Annotated in this window: 16 protein-coding genes; 8 read left to right on the forward strand and 8 right to left on the reverse strand. The window is 67.2% G+C overall.

Going from position 1 to position 18,621, the window contains the following annotated elements; all coding sequences use genetic code 11:
• Positions 1–84: 84 nt before the first annotated feature.
• The 3 genes from ACZK3W_RS15920 to ACZK3W_RS15930 all read left to right on the forward strand — a co-directional run bounded on the left by ACZK3W_RS15920 (position 85) and on the right by ACZK3W_RS15930 (position 4,372).
• A complete protein-coding gene (locus tag ACZK3W_RS15920; RefSeq protein ID WP_125893991.1) occupies positions 85–2,091 on the forward strand; it encodes a M13 family metallopeptidase in 2,007 nt (668 codons plus the stop codon).
• 125 nt (positions 2,092–2,216) lie between these two features.
• The gene (locus ACZK3W_RS15925; protein WP_032128230.1) at positions 2,217–2,711 is read left to right on the forward strand and encodes a VOC family protein; all 495 of its coding nucleotides are present in this window, start codon (positions 2,217–2,219) and stop codon (positions 2,709–2,711) included.
• Positions 2,712–2,788: 77 nt separating this feature from the next.
• On the forward strand, positions 2,789–4,372 hold the full coding sequence (locus tag ACZK3W_RS15930) for an FAD-dependent oxidoreductase (protein WP_197615835.1): 1,584 nt from the start codon (positions 2,789–2,791) through the stop codon (positions 4,370–4,372).
• A gap of 140 nt (positions 4,373–4,512) precedes the next feature.
• Here the strand turns inward: ACZK3W_RS15930 and ACZK3W_RS15935 are convergent, their stop codons facing one another.
• The 7 genes from ACZK3W_RS15935 to ACZK3W_RS15965 form a co-directional block, all read right to left on the reverse strand.
• Entirely contained in the window at positions 4,513–5,187 is a 675-nt protein-coding gene (locus ACZK3W_RS15935; RefSeq protein WP_032128229.1) for a rhomboid family intramembrane serine protease, read from the reverse strand.
• A gap of 93 nt (positions 5,188–5,280) precedes the next feature.
• Positions 5,281–5,619: an MGMT family protein gene (locus ACZK3W_RS15940; protein ID WP_223276966.1), complete on the reverse strand. Its 339-nt coding sequence runs from the start codon at positions 5,617–5,619 to the stop codon at positions 5,281–5,283.
• Positions 5,616–6,536, reverse strand: a complete 921-nt coding sequence (locus ACZK3W_RS15945; protein WP_049423794.1) for a DMT family transporter — start codon at positions 6,534–6,536, stop codon at positions 5,616–5,618. The genes ACZK3W_RS15940 and ACZK3W_RS15945 overlap by 4 nt, the downstream gene beginning before the upstream one ends.
• 188 nt (positions 6,537–6,724) lie before the next feature.
• Positions 6,725–8,083, reverse strand: coding sequence for a glutathione-disulfide reductase (gene gorA / locus ACZK3W_RS15950; protein WP_197615834.1), 1,359 nt, complete (start codon positions 8,081–8,083; stop codon positions 6,725–6,727).
• Complete coding sequence (locus ACZK3W_RS15955; protein WP_197615833.1) at positions 8,080–9,330, reverse strand: FAD-dependent oxidoreductase; 1,251 nt, start codon at positions 9,328–9,330, stop codon at positions 8,080–8,082. The genes gorA and ACZK3W_RS15955 overlap by 4 nt, the downstream gene beginning before the upstream one ends.
• A 3-nt stretch (positions 9,331–9,333) precedes the next feature.
• Positions 9,334–10,578, reverse strand: coding sequence for a DUF418 domain-containing protein (locus ACZK3W_RS15960; protein ID WP_125893980.1), 1,245 nt, complete (start codon positions 10,576–10,578; stop codon positions 9,334–9,336).
• A gap of 99 nt (positions 10,579–10,677) precedes the next feature.
• Positions 10,678–11,160 (reverse strand): FKBP-type peptidyl-prolyl cis-trans isomerase, encoded by a 483-nt coding sequence (locus ACZK3W_RS15965; protein ID WP_049398704.1) that lies wholly within the window; start codon positions 11,158–11,160, stop codon positions 10,678–10,680.
• A 111-nt stretch (positions 11,161–11,271) separates the two neighbouring features.
• Between ACZK3W_RS15965 and ACZK3W_RS15970 the strand changes: the two genes are divergently transcribed.
• Both ACZK3W_RS15970 and ACZK3W_RS15975 read left to right on the forward strand, forming a co-directional pair.
• Positions 11,272–11,811 (forward strand): C40 family peptidase, encoded by a 540-nt coding sequence (locus tag ACZK3W_RS15970; RefSeq protein ID WP_110714359.1) that lies wholly within the window; start codon positions 11,272–11,274, stop codon positions 11,809–11,811.
• Positions 11,812–11,942: 131 nt separating this feature from the next.
• Positions 11,943–12,716: a C40 family peptidase gene (locus ACZK3W_RS15975; protein ID WP_005414115.1), complete on the forward strand. Its 774-nt coding sequence runs from the start codon at positions 11,943–11,945 to the stop codon at positions 12,714–12,716.
• Positions 12,717–12,972: 256 nt separating this feature from the next.
• Here the strand turns inward: ACZK3W_RS15975 and ACZK3W_RS15980 are convergent, their stop codons facing one another.
• Entirely contained in the window at positions 12,973–14,307 is a 1,335-nt protein-coding gene (locus ACZK3W_RS15980; protein WP_006381938.1) for a dicarboxylate/amino acid:cation symporter, read from the reverse strand.
• 154 nt (positions 14,308–14,461) lie between these two features.
• Between ACZK3W_RS15980 and ACZK3W_RS15985 the strand changes: the two genes are divergently transcribed.
• The 3 genes from ACZK3W_RS15985 to tilS all read left to right on the forward strand — a co-directional run bounded on the left by ACZK3W_RS15985 (position 14,462) and on the right by tilS (position 18,592).
• Positions 14,462–16,168 (forward strand): alkaline phosphatase, encoded by a 1,707-nt coding sequence (locus tag ACZK3W_RS15985; RefSeq protein ID WP_197615832.1) that lies wholly within the window; start codon positions 14,462–14,464, stop codon positions 16,166–16,168.
• The gene (locus tag ACZK3W_RS15990) at positions 16,165–16,710 is read left to right on the forward strand and encodes a WG repeat-containing protein (protein WP_032128996.1); all 546 of its coding nucleotides are present in this window, start codon (positions 16,165–16,167) and stop codon (positions 16,708–16,710) included. Before ACZK3W_RS15985 ends, ACZK3W_RS15990 begins: the two co-directional genes overlap by 4 nt.
• 595 nt (positions 16,711–17,305) lie before the next feature.
• Entirely contained in the window at positions 17,306–18,592 is a 1,287-nt protein-coding gene (gene tilS / locus ACZK3W_RS15995) for a tRNA lysidine(34) synthetase TilS (RefSeq protein WP_197615831.1), read from the forward strand.
• The last annotated feature ends 29 nt before the right edge of the window (positions 18,593–18,621 follow it).

Below are 18,621 nucleotides of genomic sequence, written 5' to 3' on the forward strand. Positions count from 1 at the left end.
GATGCGCCGTGATGCGTGCATGCCGCGCCCATGCGCGGCTTGCTATAGTGCGCGCGCCCTCAATCCATCACGGATTCGTTCCACATGCCCAATTTCCGTCCGCTTGCCATCGCCCTGGGCATCAGCCTGGCGACTCTGGTCCCGACCCACGATGCCTTCGCCGCCAAGAAAAAGGCCGCGCGTGCCCCGGCTGTCAGTGCCCAGTGCAGCGACTTCTACGACGCCACCAATGCCGGCTGGCTGAAGGCCAACCCGGTGCCGCAGACCGGCGCCACCACCGCGCTGGGCCAGCTGGTCGACCGCAGCCGCCAGCAGCAGCGTGAACTGCTCGACGCAGCGATGAAGGCGCCGCAGGGCAACGTGCAGAAGCTGCTGGGTGACTTCTGGGCCAGTGGCCTGGACGAAGCGGCCGTGGAAGCAGACGGCTCCAACCCGATCGCCCCGCTGCTGACCCGCATCAACGCCATCAAGAAGGCCAAGGATGTGCCGGCCTCGATCGCCGCACTGCACCAGGTCGGCATCCCGGTGGCCTTCAACTTCGGCCCGGACGTCGACCTGAAGGCACTGGACCGTCACATCGGCTACTTCATGCAGGGCGGCATGGGCCTGCCGGATCCGGCGTTCTATACCCGCACCGACGCCGACACCGTGGCGCTGATGGGGCGCTACCGCAACTACGTCAAGCAGATCCTGGCGCTGACCGGCACCCCGGCGGCCAAGCTGGATGCCGAGTCGCAGGCGGTGATCGCGCTGGAAACCGAGCTGGCACGCAATGCGCAGTCGCTGGCCGGCATCAACAACCCGTTCAACAACTACGCGCCGATCTCCACCAAGGAGCTCAACAGCCGCTACCGCAACCTGCAGCTGGATGCCTTCCTGAAGGCACAGGGCGTGGATGACGACCTGGTCTCGCTGGCCGACCCGGGCCTGTTCAAGCAGCTCGACGGCATGGTCACCAAGCTCAAGCCGGACCAGTGGAAGGCCTACCTGCGCTGGCGCGTGGGCGACTCGATGGCGCCGTACCTGTCCAAGGCCTACCGCGACGCCGAGTTCGAATTCCGCGGCCGCGTGCTGCGTGGCGAAACCCTGCCGCCGCAGCGCTGGGAAGACGTGCTGGAGGCGATCAACGTGGCCGCTGGCCCGATGGTCGGTCGCGAATACGCTGCCCGTTACCTGTCCGCCGAAGATCGTCGCCAGGCGGCGTGGATCGTCGACAAGGTGCGCGAAGTGCAGATCGAGGCGGTCAAGAACAACAGCTGGATGAGCACCGAAGCCAAGGCCGAAGCGCAGGCCAAGCTGGCTGCGCTGAAGATCGAGATTGGCACCCCGCTGCGCGACCTCGACTACAGCGTGCAGCCGATGGGCCGCGGTTCGTTCGGTGGCAACATGCTGATTGCTTCGACCTGGCGCCATCGCGAGGAAATGAAGCGCATCGGCAAGGGCAATGCCGACCGTCGCTGGGACGTGCTGCCGCAGCAGCCGTCGCTGGCCTACGATCTGGCCCAGAACCGCCTGATCGTCACCGCCGCGATCCTGCAGGGCCCGGTGTTCAACGCCAAGGCCGACGCTGCCGACAAGTTCGGCAGCTTCGGTGGCCTGGTCGGCCATGAGCTGACCCGCGCGATCGATGCCAAGGGTGCGCTGGTCGACGCCAAGGGCGAGCTGCGCAGCTGGTGGACCCCGGCCGACAAGACCGCCTGGACCCTGCTCGGTAACCGCGTGGCCGCGCAGTACAGCGCCTACGACTTCCCGGGCGTGAAGGGTGCCAAGGTCAACGGCACGCTCACCCAGGAAGAGAACCTGGCCGACATCGCCGGTCTGGAACTGGCCTGGGCGGCGTATGTCGCGCAGGAGCCGAAGGCCAAGCAGGCCCAGCAGCAGGGCTTCTTCCGCGCCTGGTCTGCGCTGTGGGCGCAGCAGCTGGCGCCGAACGAGGCCGTACGCCGCCTGACCGCCGACATCCGTGCACCAGGCCTGTGGCGCAGCAACGGCACGCTGGCCAACCTGCCGGCCTTCGGCGCCACCTTCAGCTGCAAGGCCGGCCAGCCGATGCAGCGCAGTGAAGCCGAGCAGATCAAAGTCTGGCGCTGATCCAGCTGCCACACGGGTAACGCAGAGGGCGCCTTCGGGCGCCCTCCTTTTTGCAGGTGCAGCACGATCCCGGATTAACACCGCGCATGCTATCGCTGCGGCTTCGTCCAACGTGGAGCCCCGACATGGCACACAAGAACACGATCTGTGTCTGGTATGACAACGGCGCGCTCGAGGCCGCCACCTTCTACGCCAGTATCCTGCCCGACAGCGCGGTGACCGCCGTGCATCACGCCCCCGGTGACTATCCGGACGGCAAGGAAGGCAACGTACTGACCGTTGAATTCACGGTCTGCGGCATCCCCTGCGTCGGCCTCAACGGCGGCACCGCGTTCAAGCACAGCGAAGCGTTTTCCTTCCAGATCCAGACCGAGGACCAGGCCGAGACCGACCGCCTGTGGAATGCGATCGTCGGCAACGGTGGCCAGGAGAGCCAATGCGGCTGGTGCAAGGACCGCTGGGGCATCTCCTGGCAGATCAGCCCGCGCATGCTCATCGAAGCGGTGACCAGCCAGGACAAGGCACTGGCCAAGCGCGCATTCAACGCGATGATGCCGATGAAGAAGATCGACATCGCCACCATCGAAGCAGCGATCAAAAAAGGGGACGGAGGGGATTAAGTCGTTTTTTCCCCATTGCCGGTGACCCCATGCGAATTGCGACTTAATCCCCTCCGTCCCCTTTTTCCGAGGTGCAGATGACCTGGGATGCGATCATCGTTGGTGGTGGCCACAACGGCCTGGTCTGCGCGGCCTATCTGGCGCGTGCCGGAAAGAAGGTGCTGGTGCTGGAACGTCGCGGCGTTCTTGGCGGCGCTGCGGTCACCGAGGAATTCCATCCCGGCTTCCGCAATTCAGTCGCCTCGTACACGGTCTCGCTACTGCAGCCGAAGGTGATCGACGACCTGCAGCTGCATGCGCATGGGCTGCGCATCGTCGCGCGCCCGGCCAACAACTTCCTGCCATTGCCCGACGACCGCTATCTGTTGTCGGCACCTGGCCGCACTCAGGCCGAAGTGGCGAAGTTCTCCGAGCGGGATGCGCAGCGCTTGCCCGCGTACGAGGCACGCCTTGAAATCTTCGCCGACGTACTGCGCGCATGGGCCCTGCGCGCGCCGCCCGACCTGGGTGTAGCAGGCGGTTGGCGTGCGCTGCCCGCACTATGGCAGATGGGGAAACTCGGCCGCGAACTGGCGGCGCTGGATGCGCCACTGCGGCAGGAACTGCTGGACCTGTTCACGCTGTCGGCGGCGGAGTACCTGGACCGTTGGTTCGAGAGCGAGCCGATCAAGGCGCTGTTCGGCTTTGATGGCATCGTCGGCAACTACGCAAGCCCGTATACAGCGGGCAGTGCCTACGTACTGCTGCACCACGTATTCGGCCAGTGCAATGGCGTAAAGGGTGCGTGGGGCCACGCGATCGGCGGCATGGGCGCGATCAGCCAGGCCATCGCCAGCGCGGCGCGCGAGGCCGGGGCCGAACTGCGCGTGGATGCCGGTGTGCAACAGGTACTGACCGAACAAGGCCGCGCCGTGGGGGTGGAACTGGTCAACGGCGAAACCCTGCGTGCACGCGCGGTGGTGGCCAACGTCAATCCGAAGCTGCTGTACGAACAGCTGCTGGAGCCAACGCAGGTACCCGCTGCCACACGCGAACGCATGACGAACTGGCGCTGCGGTTCCGGCACCTTCCGGATGAACGTGGCGCTGTCGCGGTTGCCGGACTTCCGTGCCCTGCCCGGCCCCGGCGATCACCTCAGCGCCGGCATCATCATGGCCCCCAGCCTGGACTACATGGACCGCGCCTGGCTGGATGCGCGCCGCGAAGGCTGGTCGCGCGAACCGATCGTAGAGATGCTGATTCCGAGCACGCTGGATGATTCACTGGCGCCGCGCGGGCAGCATGTGGCCAGCCTGTTCTGCCAGCACGTGGCGCCGGTACTGCCCGACGGGCGTAACTGGGATGATCACCGCGAGACTGTGGCGGACCTGATGATTGCCACCGTCGAACGGTATGCGCCCGGCTTTGCCGGCAGCGTGCTCGGTCGGCAGGTGCTGTCGCCGCTGGATCTGGAACGCACCTTCGGCCTGGTCGGCGGCGACATTTTCCATGGCGCGCTCAGTGCCAACCAGTTGTTCTCGGCACGGCCGATGGTCGGCCAGGCCGGCTATCGCGGTGCCCTGCCCGGTCTGTACCTGTGCGGTGCGGGCACCCATCCCGGTGGTGGCGTCACTGGTGCGCCCGGGCACAATGCCGCGCAGGTGGTGTTGCAGGATGGGTAGAGGTGTGCCGACCAACGGTCGGCACCTACCGCGTCAAATGATCCCATTCAAAGCGTGCCAACCAAGGTTGGCACCTACCCGCGTGGGACAAGGCGTGCCGACCAACGGTCGGCACCTACAGCGTCAAATGATCCTTCGGATCATTTGACGCTGCGCAGATGGTTCGGGCGCTTCGGTGGGCCAGGCGGGCGGCGCTTGTTGAACGGCGATTGCCCGCGCCAGTAGCGGATCAGCAACCAGCCGAACAGCATGCCGCCGAGGTGTGCGAAGTGGGCCACGCCCGGCTGCCAGCCGGTCATGCCCAGCACCAGTTCGCCCACGCCGAACAGGATCACGAAGGTGCGTGCCTTCATCGGGATCGGCGGGAACAGCAGCATCACCCGCTGGTTGGGGAACAGCATGCCGTAGGCCAGCAGCAGGCCAAACACGCCGCCGGAGGCGCCCAGCACCGTGGCCGGGTTTTCCAGCAGCGTGCCCACCAGTAGCTGGCAGACACCGGCACCGGCCACGCACACCAGGTAATACAGCAGGAAGCGCTTCTCGCCCCAGGTCTGCTCCAGCGGCGCGCCGAACATGAAGACCGCCAGCATGTTGAAGAACAGATGGCCGAAGCTGCCATGCAGGAAGCCGTAGGTCAGCAGCTGCCAGGGCTGGAAGTTGCCGCCCGGCGAGAATGCGTCGAAGCCCTGCTGAAGGGGTTGCAGCATGAACGGCTCGAAGGTCTGCATGCCGAGCAGGAACGGCTGCTGCAGCAGGAACAGGATCGCATTGGCGATCAGCAGGGCCTTGGTGACGGTAGGCAGTCGCGGGAACATGGGAGCACCGGCATGGAACGGCCTCCATCATAGCCGCAGCACCGTGTCTTGTTGGCGACCGGCAGGCGCGGCCTGTTCAGTCGCCAGCGGTGCTCAGCCCGGCCCCCACACAGCGGCATCCAGTGCCGCCGCCGGATCAGCCGCCGGCATCCGCACCCGGCCGTTCTCCACCCGCACGCCCTCGGCGCGCAACCGCTGTGACTGCTCGCGCCAACCAGCCGAACCTTCCTCCATGGCAATGCGCCCATCCGAGCGCAGCACGCGGTGCCAAGGCAGGTCCGGGTCGTCGTTCTGGCCCAGGATGCGCGCGGTCAGGCGCGCACGCCCGGGCAGGCCCGCGCGCAGCGCCACCTGCCCATAGCCCATCACCTGCCCCGCCGGGATCGCGCGGATCACCGCCAGGATGCGCGCGCGCGCCTGCTCAGGCGTCAGCGCCGCAGGCGGGTTACCAGAAGAACGCCGATCAGCACCAGCACGGTGCCGGCGATCTGCGCCGGCCCCATCGGTTCGTCGAGCAGCCATAGGCTCATCACGATGGTGGAAACAGGGCCCAGCATACCGACCTGCGCGGCCAGCGACGAACCCACGCGCTGCACCGCCAGCATGATCGCCAGCACTGGCAGCACCGTGCACACGGTGGCATTGACCAGCGACAACCACTGCACCGGCGCCGGTGCCTGCCACAACAACGGCAGCGGATGGGTCACCGCGAAATGCAGCAGCACCAGCACGCTGGCCACGCAGCTGGCGTAAGCGGTCAGCCGCACCGCTCCGATACGCGCGACCACCTGCCCACTGCCGAACAGGTACAGCGCATAGCTGAGCGCACTGCCCAGCACCAGCAGGCTGCCAACGATGATCTGCCCACCCTCGCGCTGCAGGTCATGGCCGAACGCCAGCAGCACACCCAGATAACTCAGCACCAGCGCGCCGATCTGCCATCGGCCCGGCCGCTGGCGCGCCAGCAGCACGTTGATCAGCAGCACCAGGGTCGGGTTCAAGTACAGGATCAATCGTTCCAGCGTCACGCTGATGTACTGCAGCCCCTGGAAGTCGAGCAGGCTGGACAGGTAGTAGCCGGTGAAGCCCAGCCACAGCACGCGGGCTCGGTCGGCCCAGGACAGTGGTTCGGCCCGACGCGCGGCCCACAGCGCCATCAAAACGAACAGCGGCAGCGCCATCAGCATGCGCAGGGCAAGCAGCGTGGTGGCATCCACGCCGTGACGCAGCCCGAGCTTGACGATGATCGCCTTGCCGGAAGCAGCGATGGCGCCGATCGCGGCCAGGCCGATCCCCCCCAGCGCAATGCGTGGGGAGGCGGTGGCGATACGGGAAGCGGGATTGGACATCAGGACGACGGCGGGCCGCTCGGAGCGGCTGGGGAAAGCGCGGGGGCGGCCATTGTCGCACGGAGCCGTCCGGTGCCCGCCCTGTAGAGTCGAGCCAAGCTCGACTGTCTTTCCACCGCAGTCGAGCATGGCTCGACTCTACAAAGAGCGACGGCCGAGCATGGGCTCGGCTCTGCAGCAACCGCAGGTCAGCGCATCAGCACCACTTCCTCGGCCGAGGTCGGGTGGATCGCCACGGTGTCATCGAACTGGGCCTTGGTCGCGCCCATCTTCACCGCCACCGCGAAACCCTGCAGGATCTCGTCGGCCGCTTCGCCCAGCAGGTGGATACCTACCACGCGTTCTTCCGGGCCGGCGCAGACCATTTTGAACAGGCTGCGCTGGGTACCGTTGGCCAGCGCCTGCAGCATCGGTCGGAAACGGCTGTGGTAAACGCTCACCTGGTCGAAACGCGCGCGCGCTTCTTCCTCGCTCATGCCCACCGCACCCAGCGGCGGGTGCGAGAACACCACGCTGGCCACGTTCTCGTAATCCATCTTCGACTGCGGGCGGCCACCGAACAGGCGATCCATCAACCGTCGCGAAGCAGCCACCGCCACCGGGGTCAGGCCGACCTTGCCGGCGATGTCACCCACCGCGTGCACGCTCGGCACGCTGGTGGTCTGCCATTCGTCCACCTGCACCTGCTGGTGTTCGCCAATGCCGATGCCGAGCGCTTCCAGGCCCATATCACGACTGTTGCCGCGGCGGCCGGTGGCGAAGAACACCGCGTCGAACACGCTGTCGAGCGGGCCGTCATGGCCGAACGCACGTACGCGTTCGCCATCGCGCTGCAGTTCGCGCAGGCGATAGCCGAAATGGATGCGCACGCCCTGCTGCTTCAGGTTCTCGGCCAGCTGATCAGTCAGCTCGTAATCGAAGCGATCCAGCAGCCGCTGGCCACGCACCAGCAGGCTCACCTTGCTGCCCAGTGCCTGCAGCAGGCCGGCCAGCTCCACCGCGATGTAACCGCCACCGATGATCGCCACCTCGGCCGGTGCCGCACGCAGATCGAAGAAATCATCGGAGACCAGGCCCAGTTCCGCGCCGGGGATATCTGGACGCAGCGGGTGCGCGCCGGTGGCGATCAGGATGTGCTCGGCGCTGTAACGCACGCCATCACTGCAGGCCACGGTATGCGCATCGAGCAGATGGCCGCGCGCCGGAATGCGCACCACGCCGGTCTCATCCAGGCGTTTGTGGTAGCTGGTGTGGATGTTGCTGATGTAGGCCTGGCGATGGATCACCAGTTCCTTCCACGACAGCGCCGGGCGCGCCTGAACATCGAAGCCCATCGCACTGGCCAGGCCGATGCGCTCGTGCAGGTCGGCCGCCAGCCACATCGCCTTCTTCGGCACGCAGCCGACATTGACGCAGGTCCCGCCCAGCTCACCGGGCTCCAGCATTGCCACGCGCTTGCCATGCTGCGCGGCACGGATCGCACCAGCCAGGCCGGCGGAGCCGCCGCCAAGGACGATCAGGTCGTAATCATAGGGTGCAGTGCTCATCGGAATCGCTCGGGTCGGTAAGGGGCAGGATCGATCGCTGGCGTGCGGCCGCAGACGAGATCGGCGATCAGCTGGCCGGTGCCGGCGCTCATGCTGATGCCGAGCATGCCATGCCCCGCTGCAAGCCAGACGTGAGGATGTGCGGGCGCGCGGCCGATCAATGGCACGTCGTCCACGCTCATGGGGCGCCACCCGCACCACTGCTCCTGGAGCTGCGCACCGCGTGGCGCGCGCAGGTAGCGGTCGGCGGCCTGCTGCAGGGCCTGCAGGCGGGCCGTGCGCAGCTGCGGGTCGGCACCGGCGAATTCCATGGTGCCGCCCAGTCGTAACGCCTCGCGCCAGGCAATCACGAACACGGAATGGTCCTTCAGCACCACCGGGCGCTGCGGCACCTGCACCGGTCGCGACCAGGTCAGCGAATAGCCCTTGCCGGGCTGGATCGGCACGCGCAGATCCAGTTGCCGTGCCCAGCGCGGCGACCACGGTCCGGTGGCCAGCACCAGCTCGCGTGCGTGCAGCGTGCGTTCGCCGACGTGCACGCGCACACCCTGCGCGTCGGTGCTGAAATCCTGCATGTCCGCCTGCTCCTCGATCACCACGCCCTGTGCACGCAGCACGCGTGCCAGTTCGGCGGTGTAGCGGTCCGGACGCAGCTGCGCATCGCCGGGGAAGTGGATCGCGCCGGCAATGCGATCATGGAAAGCTGGATTGTCGCGCGCATAGTCGGCGCCGTCGATGCGCGCCGTGGCGATGCCCTGCGCGTTCAGTGCCTCACACTCGGCGGCGTGGTGATCGAAATTGCGGGCATCGCCAAACACGTAGTCCAGACCACGGGTATCGAATTCGCAGTCCAGCGCATGCACCTGCACCCACTCGGCCAGACGCAGCCGGGAATCATTCAGCAGCGCAGCGCGGGCGTGCGTGGCCTGCAGCCAGTCGCGGGCATTGCAGCGTGCGCTGAACTGCAGCAGCCAGCGCCACAATGCAGGGTCCAGTCGCGTACGCACGTACAACGGCGCACGCGGATCGAGCATCCAGCGCAGCGCGCGCAACGGTACGCCAGGCGCTGGCAGCGGCGGCGCGTGGCTGGGGGTGATGGTGCCGCAGTTGCCATGCGAGGTCGCGCCGCCGACACGCCCACGGTCGATCACGCGTACCTGCCGGCCCTGTGCGCGCAGCGCGAGCGCGACGGCCAGTCCAATGGCACCGGCGCCGACCACGATCACATCCTCGCGCGCGCCCTGCATCGATCAGCCCTGCCCGGCCCCGCGCCGCATCGGCGGCCACTGCCGGTAGGTCATCGCACGCCACAGCCATTCCATCGGCCCGAAACGGAAGCGGCGCAACCACGCGTGCGAAATGCCCACCTGCACAGCGAACAGCAGTAGTGCGAACAGCAGCTGCACGCTGCGCGGCATCACCTCGAACCATCCCAGTCCGTAGTGATAGAAAAGCAGCGTGCAGACCAGCGACTGCGCCAGGTAATGGGTCAGCGCCATGCGCCCCACCGGCGCCAGCCAGGCCAGCCGCGTGCGCCAGTGCACGATCCACGCCAGATAGCCCAGGCACATCGGCAGGCCGCCTATGGTCACCAGGCCCATCGCCGCCGTCACCGGAAGGTTGTAGGCGCCCGGTGCCAGGTAGGGTTTCCAGGCGACGCCGATCAACGTGACCAGCAGGCCCAGCGGCAACGCGATCCAGCGCAGCGACGCGTACAGCCGCGGGAAGCGCTCCGGCGCCGCCAGCGCGCCACTGCCGGCGAACCAGCTGCCGATCAGGAACATGCCCAGCACTTCCGGGCCGGTGATCAGCAGCGCCCCCATCGACGTACCGAACTCATTCAGGCGCTGCACATTGGCCTGCGCCCAGCTGCCCTGCCCGTACACCTGCCGCTGCAGCTCAGTGCTCCGCTGCGCCTCGGCAAGCATGCCCTGCACATCTTCGGCCGAAGCCATCGACACCATCGCGCCGACCAGCAGCATCATCGCCACACCGCCGAGGTAGACCATCAGCCCCATCCACGGCAGCCAGCTGCGTGGCGCCTCGCGGCAGGCCAGCAGCGGCAACGAGATCAGTGCATACATCACCAGAATGTCGCCGGACCAGACCAGCAGTGCATGGCACAGACCGATCAGCAGCAAGCCAGCGCTGCGGCGCAGGTAGAACGGGGTGAAGTCGCGCCCGGCGGCCTCAGCGCGCTGCGCCATCACCGCGAAGCCGGCACCGAACAGCAACGAGAACAGGGTGAAGAACTTGCCCTGCACGAACACGTAGACAAAGGCATCGGCCCAGTAGTCGATGCCCTGCCAGTGCACGTCGATGCCGGTGAACGCCAGGTCCAGCGGCCCGCTGAAGGCCTCGATGTTCATCAGCAGGATGCCCAGCAGCGCAGCACCGCGCAGCACGTCAAGCACGGCGATGCGTTCGCCGGAAGCCACCGGCTGCAGGGAAGGAGAAGCGGCGTTCACAGGGCGTCCGTCGGGCAGGTCCGCCATTATGCCGCCGGCCTGCGCGCCATGGATGGCCGCGCCGTGTTCCACAAACGCAACGGCCCGCCGAAGCGGGCCGTTGCTGCCATCACGATCGCACTGCGATCAGTGCTGGTGACCGCCGTCGCCGTGGACGTGGCCGTGGTCGATTTCTTCCTTGCCGGCTTCGCGCACATCGACGATTTCCACGTCGAAGTGCAGGTCCTTGCCGGCCATCGGGTGGTTCAGGTCAACATCGACCACGCTCATGCCGACCTTCTGCACGGTCACCGCACGCGGGCCGAAGTTGGTCTGCAGCACGACCTGCTGCCCCGGAGCCAGCTTGGTGTTGCCGAAGTGCTTCTTCGGCACGCGCTGGGACAGGCCCTCGCGGCGCTCGCCGTAGGCATCGGCTGCGTTGACGTCGACGCTGAAGGTCGCGCCGGCTTCCTTGTCCATCATGGCGTTTTCCAGGCCCGGGATGATGTTGCCGTGGCCGATCAGGATCGCCAGCGGCTCGCCGCGGTCCTTGGACGATTCGATCGGCTCCTGGCCGACTTCGGAAACGGTGTAGTGGAAGCGGACAACGCGGTCTTTTTCGATCTTCATGCGCAACTCTGTCTGGATCTGCCGGAGGCAGGCGGGTTGGGGCGGGTTGTCGCCCGGCGGGGACGCCGCCATCATGACGGCCAATCCAAGGTGGCGCATTATCCGGAGATCATGCACATCACGCCAGTTTCGTCCGGCCCCCGCCGGTTCCTCGCCCCGGCCCTGCTGCTGGTCCTGCCCCTGCTGATGACCGCCTGCGGCGGCGGCAAGGCCACCCGTCCCGCGCCACCACCGCCAACCGCAAACTGGCCGAAGACCGTGCCGGACAATCCCGAGGCCGCCAACTCGGTGCTGATGCGCGCCATCAGCCTGGTCGGCACCCCCTATCGCTATGGCGGCAATACCCCCGACTCCGGCTTCGACTGCAGCGGCCTGGTCGCCTACGTCTACCGCGAGATGCTGGACCTGAAGCTGCCACGCACCTCGCGCGACCTGGCGGCGGTACAGGGCCCGAAGATCGACCCGCAGCGCCTGGCCACCGGCGACCTGGTGTTCTTCGGCAGCCGCGGCAGCGTCACCCATGTCGGCATTTATGTGGGTGAAGGGCGCTTCGTGCACGCGCCGAGCACCGGTGGCACGGTCCGGCTGGACTCGCTCAGCGGTCCGTACTGGAAGGACCACTACACCGGGGCGAAACGCGTCCTTCGCTAAGATGAACAGGCGATATGTTCAAAATTGTGACGCACATCACCATGCAACTAACGATTTTCTAACGGAATTTTTAACTTATTGCCGCTTTTACAGGGCATGATGCCCCATCGTTTTTTTCCTGTGACCGACGCGTGACGACTGACGACCTGAAAAGCGAAGGCCAGACTTCCGTATCTTCACGTAGTGCCCGCCCGCTGTTGCTTGGCCTGGCACTGTGCCTGACCAGCCTTCCGGCCTGGTCGCAGACTGCTCCGAACCGTTCCGATGTGACCCCGGCCCCGGTGGCCGAGAGCACCGCCCGACCGGCCGCCAAGGCCGAGGCTGCCGCTCCGCAGCGCAGCCGCGTCGATGCCGCCGCCAGCGCCACGCTGGCCGCCCTGCTGCCGCACCTGGCTGCCAACGACACCATTCCGCTGATGGACCGCTCGGCCGTGGTGGCCGGTGATCTCAGCCGCCTGCTCGCCAACTACGACACCAGCAGCGCCGCCAATGGCAGCGTTGTCGGCACCGCCGCCGACAACGGCAAGGTGCAATCGCTGCTGCGCCGCGCGATGACCCTGCTGGGCACCCCGTACCGTTGGGGTGGCAGCAACCCGGACAGCGGTTTCGACTGCAGCGGCCTGGTCGGTTACGTGTTCCGCTCGGCCCTGGGTATCGAGCTGCCGCGCGTCTCCCGCGAAATGGCGCACGATGACAACGCCGAACTGATCAATGATCGCACCGCACTGGCTGCCGGTGACCTGGTGTTCTTCGGCCGCAAGGGCCGCGTCGACCACGTCGGCATCTATGTTGGCGATGGCCGCTTCCTGCACGCACCGAGCTCCGGCAAGGACGTCCGCGTGGACACCCTGCTCAGCGGCTACTGGGGCAACAAGTTCATGCAGGCCCGCCGGGTCGATCTCTGACCCGCTGGCGCCACCGCGCCGCCTGACACGAGAAAGCCGCTGCCCTGCAGCGGCTTTTTTGTTTGCGCCCCCACTGGGTGCCGACCTTGGCCGGCACTGCGCCATCTGCCCCAGTGGGTGCCGACCGTTGGTCGGCACTGCGGCCATCCACGCATGGCGTGGATCTACCGGGGACCTACCCTGATCGGCACCGCGCCAGTCAGCTCCAAAACAAAAAGCCCGCCGTTCAGGGCGGGCCTTTCATCTCCACGCAACCTCAGGCGCGTGGCGGTGTCGGGTCGGGATCATCCACACCCACATTGCTGGACGGGTTGTCATACACCGCCTGGTCAAGCAGGCCGGTTTCCTTGGCCACGATCACCGGCACCAGCATCTGGCCCGTCACATTCGTCATCGTGCGCATCATGTCCAGGATGCGGTCGATGGCATACAGGTAGCCGATGGTCTCCAGCGGCAGATTGGCTGCGCTCAGCACCACCGTGGCCATGATCACCGCGGTACCCGGCACGCCGGCGGTACCGAAGCTGCCCAGCACCGAGGCGATCAGCACCACCACGTACTGCTCCGGGGTCAGCGGCACACCGCTGTACTGCGCGATGAACACCGCGCACAGCGCCGGGTAGATCGCGCCGCAGCCATCCATCTTGATGCTGGCGCCCAGCGGCACCGCGAACGAACCGTAGTCCTTGTTCACGCCCAGGTTGTGGGTGATCGAGCGCAACGCCACCGGCATCGCTGCGAAGCTGGACGAGCTGACGAAGGCGACCTGCATGCCCGGCGCCGCGCCACGGAAGAACTTCAACGGGTTCAGGCCGTGCGCCAGCAGCAGTGCGCTGTAGACCACCACGATGTGCAGTGCGCAGGCCACGTACAGCGCCAGCACGAAGTGGCCCAGCGGCAGCAGCTTCTCGAAACCGTAGCTGCCGACCAGGCCGGCAATCAGGCCGAAGGTGCCGATCGGGGTGACTTCCAGCACGAAGCGGGTCACCTGGATCATGATGTCGCTCATCTGCCCGACCAGCTTGCGCGCCTCGGTCACCTTCTCGCCCAGCTTGACGATGGCAAAGCCCACCAGGCCAGCGAAGAAGATCACTGGCAGGATCGAGCCGCGACCGGCAGCCAGCACGGTTTCACCGGCCGCATTGACCTTGGTGCCGATGCCGGACAGCGCGTAGAAGACATTGGCCGGCACCACGTCCAGCAGCACCTGCACCACGCTGGGCACTTCGCGCGGCACGTAGTTGCTGGCCATCGACAGCTGCAGGCCACCTGCGCCGGGCTGCAGCACGGTACCCACGCCCAGGCCGACGCACACCGCCAACGCGGCGGTGATCACGAACCACAGGAAGGTGCGGCCACTGAGCGCGGCGACCGACTTCTGGCCGTGCAGCGACGAGATTGCGTTGATGACCGCGAAGAACACCAGCGGCACGGCGATCATCTTGATCAGGGTGACGTACAGCTCGCCGAGCGGGCCGAACCACGTTTCCGCGGCCGGGCCGAGCGCCCAGCCGGCCAGCGCGCCGAGCACGAAGCCACCGACCACGCGCTGCCAGAATGGAATCCGCAGCCAGGCAGAGACCAGCTTCATAGGCAATCCAGAGGGGAAGGAAGGGATGCTGGCACGATAGCCCAAGGCGGCCCGCAGAACGACCGCCCGGCCGGCAAATCAGTGTGTCATCGGCGTGCCTTGCGAGGGCGGGCATAATGAACGTCCCGTTACAGTTTGTGAGATCCCTGCGTCCATGCGCCGTTCCGTCTCCCTGTTGGCCGCCTGCGCCACCACCCTGCTGCTGGGCGCCTGCGCCAGCACCACCCCCGCGTCCGCCCCGGCCGGCGTGAAGGTCGCCGTCAACCCCGTTGCCCATCCGGCCGGCGAGACCCCGCAGTGGTGGTACCGCAGCGGCGCCGCCCAGGCCGCCGCCAACGGCGCGATGTCCGGCAAGGCCAAGAACGTCATCCTGTTCCTCGGCGACGGCATGAGCCTGACCACGGTGGCCGCCTCGCGCATCTACGAAGGCCAGCAGAAGGGCGGCTCGGGTGAAGAGAACCTGCTGTCCTGGGAGCGCTTCCCGGCCACGGCATTCAGCAAGACCTACAACACCGATTCGCAGACGCCCGATTCGGCCGGCACCATGACCGCCATCACCACCGGCGTGAAGACCCACATGGGTGCGATCGGCGTCAGCGCCGGCAGCCGGACCGACTGTGCCGACAGCCTGTCCAAGGGCCTGCTGACCTGGCTGCAGCTGGCCGACAGCGCCGGTCTGGCTACCGGCGTGGTGTCCACCGCGCGCCTGACCCATGCCACTCCGGCCGCCACCTACGCGCACTCGCCCGAGCGCAACTGGGAAAACGACACCGACCTGACCGAAGCCGCGAAGGCCGCCGGCTGCAAGGACATCGCCCAGCAGCTGTTGTCCACCTCGCGCTATGGCCGTGGCCCGCTGGTCGCCCTCGGCGGTGGCCGTGGTGAGTTCACCACCGTGGAAGAGCGCGATCCCGAGTACGACGACAAGGTCGGCCAGCGCCTGGACGGCCGCAGCCTGGTGCAGGAATGGCAGCAGGCGCATCCGCAGGGTGCCTACGTGTGGAACAGCAAGCAGCTGGCCGCCGCCGCGAATGCGCCGGCCATCCTTGGCCTGTTCGAGCCGGACCACATGCGCTACGAGTACGAGCGCCCGCAGGATCCGGGCGGTGAGCCGAGCCTGGCCGAACTGACGGCGGCAGCCATCAAGAACCTGGCCAAGCACCAGGAAGGCTACGTGCTGATGATCGAAGGCGCGCGCATCGACCACGCCAACCACAGCGGCAACGCCTACCGTGCGCTGACCGAGACCGTGGCCCTGTCCGACGCGGTGCGCGTGGCCAACGAACTGACCTCGGCCGACGATACCCTGATCATCGTCACCGCCGACCACTCGCACACCCTGAACTTCGTCGGCTACCCGGCGCGCGGCAACCCGATCCTGGGCAAGGTGAAGGACAAGGGCGGCGAAGACGGCGCCGGCAAGCTGGACTACGCGCTGGACGGCACCGGCCAGCCGTACACCACCCTGAGCTACGCCAATGGCCCGGGCCATACCGGCAGCAGCAACCAGCAGCCGGCCGGTCCGAAGCGTTACCCGCACAACCCGAGCAGCTTCGAACCGGCCAACGGCCGCCCGAACCTGCGCGAGGTCGACACCGAGCATCCGGACTACATGCAGGAAGCACTGGTGCCGATGAAGTCCGAGTCGCACGGCGGCGAAGACGTCGGTATCTGGGCACGCGGCCCGGGCAGCAAGGCGATCCGCGGCACGCTGGAACAGAACGCGATCTACCACATGATCGTGCAGGCCACCCCGGCCCTGCGCGAGCGCCTGTGCCAGGCCGGCACCTGCGATGACAAGGGCGTGCCGGTACAGCTGCCGGCGCCGACCGCATTCGAGCGCAAGGCCGAGGCCAAGTGATCGTGAGGCAGGCCCACCCTGCCCCTGCCAGCGGCCGCTTCGCGCGGTCGCTGGTCCTGCTTGGCGTGCTGGTCAGTGCCAATGCAGCGGCACAGGCACCGGCGTGCAAGCTGCTGACCGACGAACACGGGTTGTGGCCGCTGCCCAACTGCGAAGTGGTCGATCACCGGCCGAAGATCAGTGCCGACACCTTGAAGGACCTGAATTACGACGACCATGGCCTGGCCGTGGTGTACGCCGACCAGGGCTTCCACTACGTCAACCGCAAGGGCCGCAGCCTGCCGGTACTGACCTGGGACAACGGTCCGGAAACACCGCAGGAAGGCCTGCTGCGCGCCCGCGTCGGCAACCGCGTGGCCTACTTCGATCTGAAGTTCCGCCAGGTGGTGCCCGGCACCTTCGATTTCGGTTGGCCGTTCCAGGATGGCGTGGCCGAAGTCTGCAATGGCTGCCGGCGCGGCACGCCGGATGCCGATGGCCACACGCCGATGGAAGGCGGAGAGCGGTTCCGCATCGACCGTTCGGGTCGTCGGGTAAAGTAGGTTTTCGGCAGGGCTGCGCCCTGCACCTGCAGACGCAACGGCAACGGCCGAAGCAACAGCAACAGCGTGCATTCCGTGGGATGGCGGGGCACTGTGGGTTTGCGGGGACGGCGCAAGTACGTCCATGTAGCCTTGGTCGCCGCATCCATGCGGCTCACACCCCGCAGACCCACAGTACCCCGCCTTCGACAGTTTTCCGGCGGCTGTTGGTAGGTGTCGACCTTGGTCGACACATCTGTCAGATATCGAATGAGTCATCCACGCATGGCGTGGATCTACTGTGTCGACCAAGGTCGACACCTACCAAAGCGGTGCACGACGCCGTTCCGACAGATCGCGGCAATCTGTCGAAGGCGGGGTGGGTCCGGTTGCGGGAGTGTCCGCGGCATGGATGCCGCGGCCAAGCCCCCATGGATGGGTTTACGGCGTCTCCCGCAACCGGACCCACCCCGCCATCCTTCAGGAAACCAGCTTCTGCTGTTGCTGTTGCTTTGGCTGTTGCTGTTGCTGTTGCTGTTGCTTTGGCCGTTGCCGTTGCTCTGGATCGTAGCGGGTGCAGGGCGCAGCCCTGCCGAGCAACCCTATACTTGCCACCGTGACTGCCTTCCCTGCCCTCGTTCCGCTGGATGCGCCGCTGCTGGTGGGCTACAGCGGTGGCGTCGACTCCACCGTGCTGCTGCACTGGCTGTGGCGCTGCGCGCAGACTTCCGGCACCGCCCTGCGCGCGGTGCACGTGCATCACGGCCTGCAGCCCGATGCGGATGACTGGGTGCTGCACTGCCAGCAGCAATGCGACGCCTGGGGCATCGAACTGGCCGTGCACCGCGTGCAGGTCGAGAACGGCACAGGCCTGGGCACCGAGGGTGCCGCGCGACTGGCACGACGCGCCGCGTTCGCGGCCGAACTGCGCGACGGCGAAACCCTGGCGCTGGCACAGCACCAGGACGACCAGGCCGAGACCTTCCTGTTGCGCGCCCTGCGCGCTTCCGGCGTCGATGGCCTGGCGGCGATGTCCACGCACAGCCGCCTTGGCGAAAAGCCTCTATGGCGACCGCTGCTGGCAGTGCCACGCAGTGCACTCCTCGACTACGCCCGCCAGCATGCACTGCACTGGATCGAAGACCCCAGCAACGCCGACGACCACGCCGATCGCAACTTCCTGCGCCTGCAGGTGCTGCCGCTGTTGCGCCAGCGCTGGCCGCATGCCGCTGCGGCGATGGCGGGCAGCGCAACGCACTGCGGGCAGACCCGCGAACTGCTTGACGAGGAAGACGCCGAGCTGATCGCACACCTGGAAGTCGCTCCACGCGTGCTGTCGCTGCAGCTGCTACGCCAGGTCTCACCGGGGCGCGCCGCGCGCGTACTGCGCGCCTGGGTGACCGGCCACGGTGCGGCACCGCTGCCGGCCACCGTGCTGCAGCAGGCGCTGGACGAGTTGCTGCCGGCCGACAACGATCGCCAGGCGCGGGTGCGCTGGCACGATCACGCCATCCAACAGTGGCGCGACCACGCCTACCTGCTGCCGGCCCGGCTGCCTGCGCTTCCCCACGAGTGGCAGGCCGAATGGGATGGACGCGCACCGCTGGCACTGCCCGATGGCGGACAGCTGCGCCTGCAGGGCACCCCGGCCTTCGATCGCCCGCTGCAGGTCCGTGCACGCGTGGGCGGTGAGCGCATTCTGCTGCCCGGTCGCCAGCATTCGCACGCGTTGAAGGACTGCCTGCAACGCGAACACCTCGCCCCCTGGCGACGCGCTCAGCTGCCGCTGATCTTTGATGGCCCGCAGTTGCTGGCCGCCGCCGACGTGGTCATCGCCGCACCACTGCAGGCCTGGCTGCAGGCGCATGGCGCACAGTTGCAGTGGCGCCCGGGCGGCTGGTGAATTGACCCCCGCGCGCGGCCCGTCCACAC

This window comes from Stenotrophomonas sp. 80084_Sma (assembly GCF_056481995.1).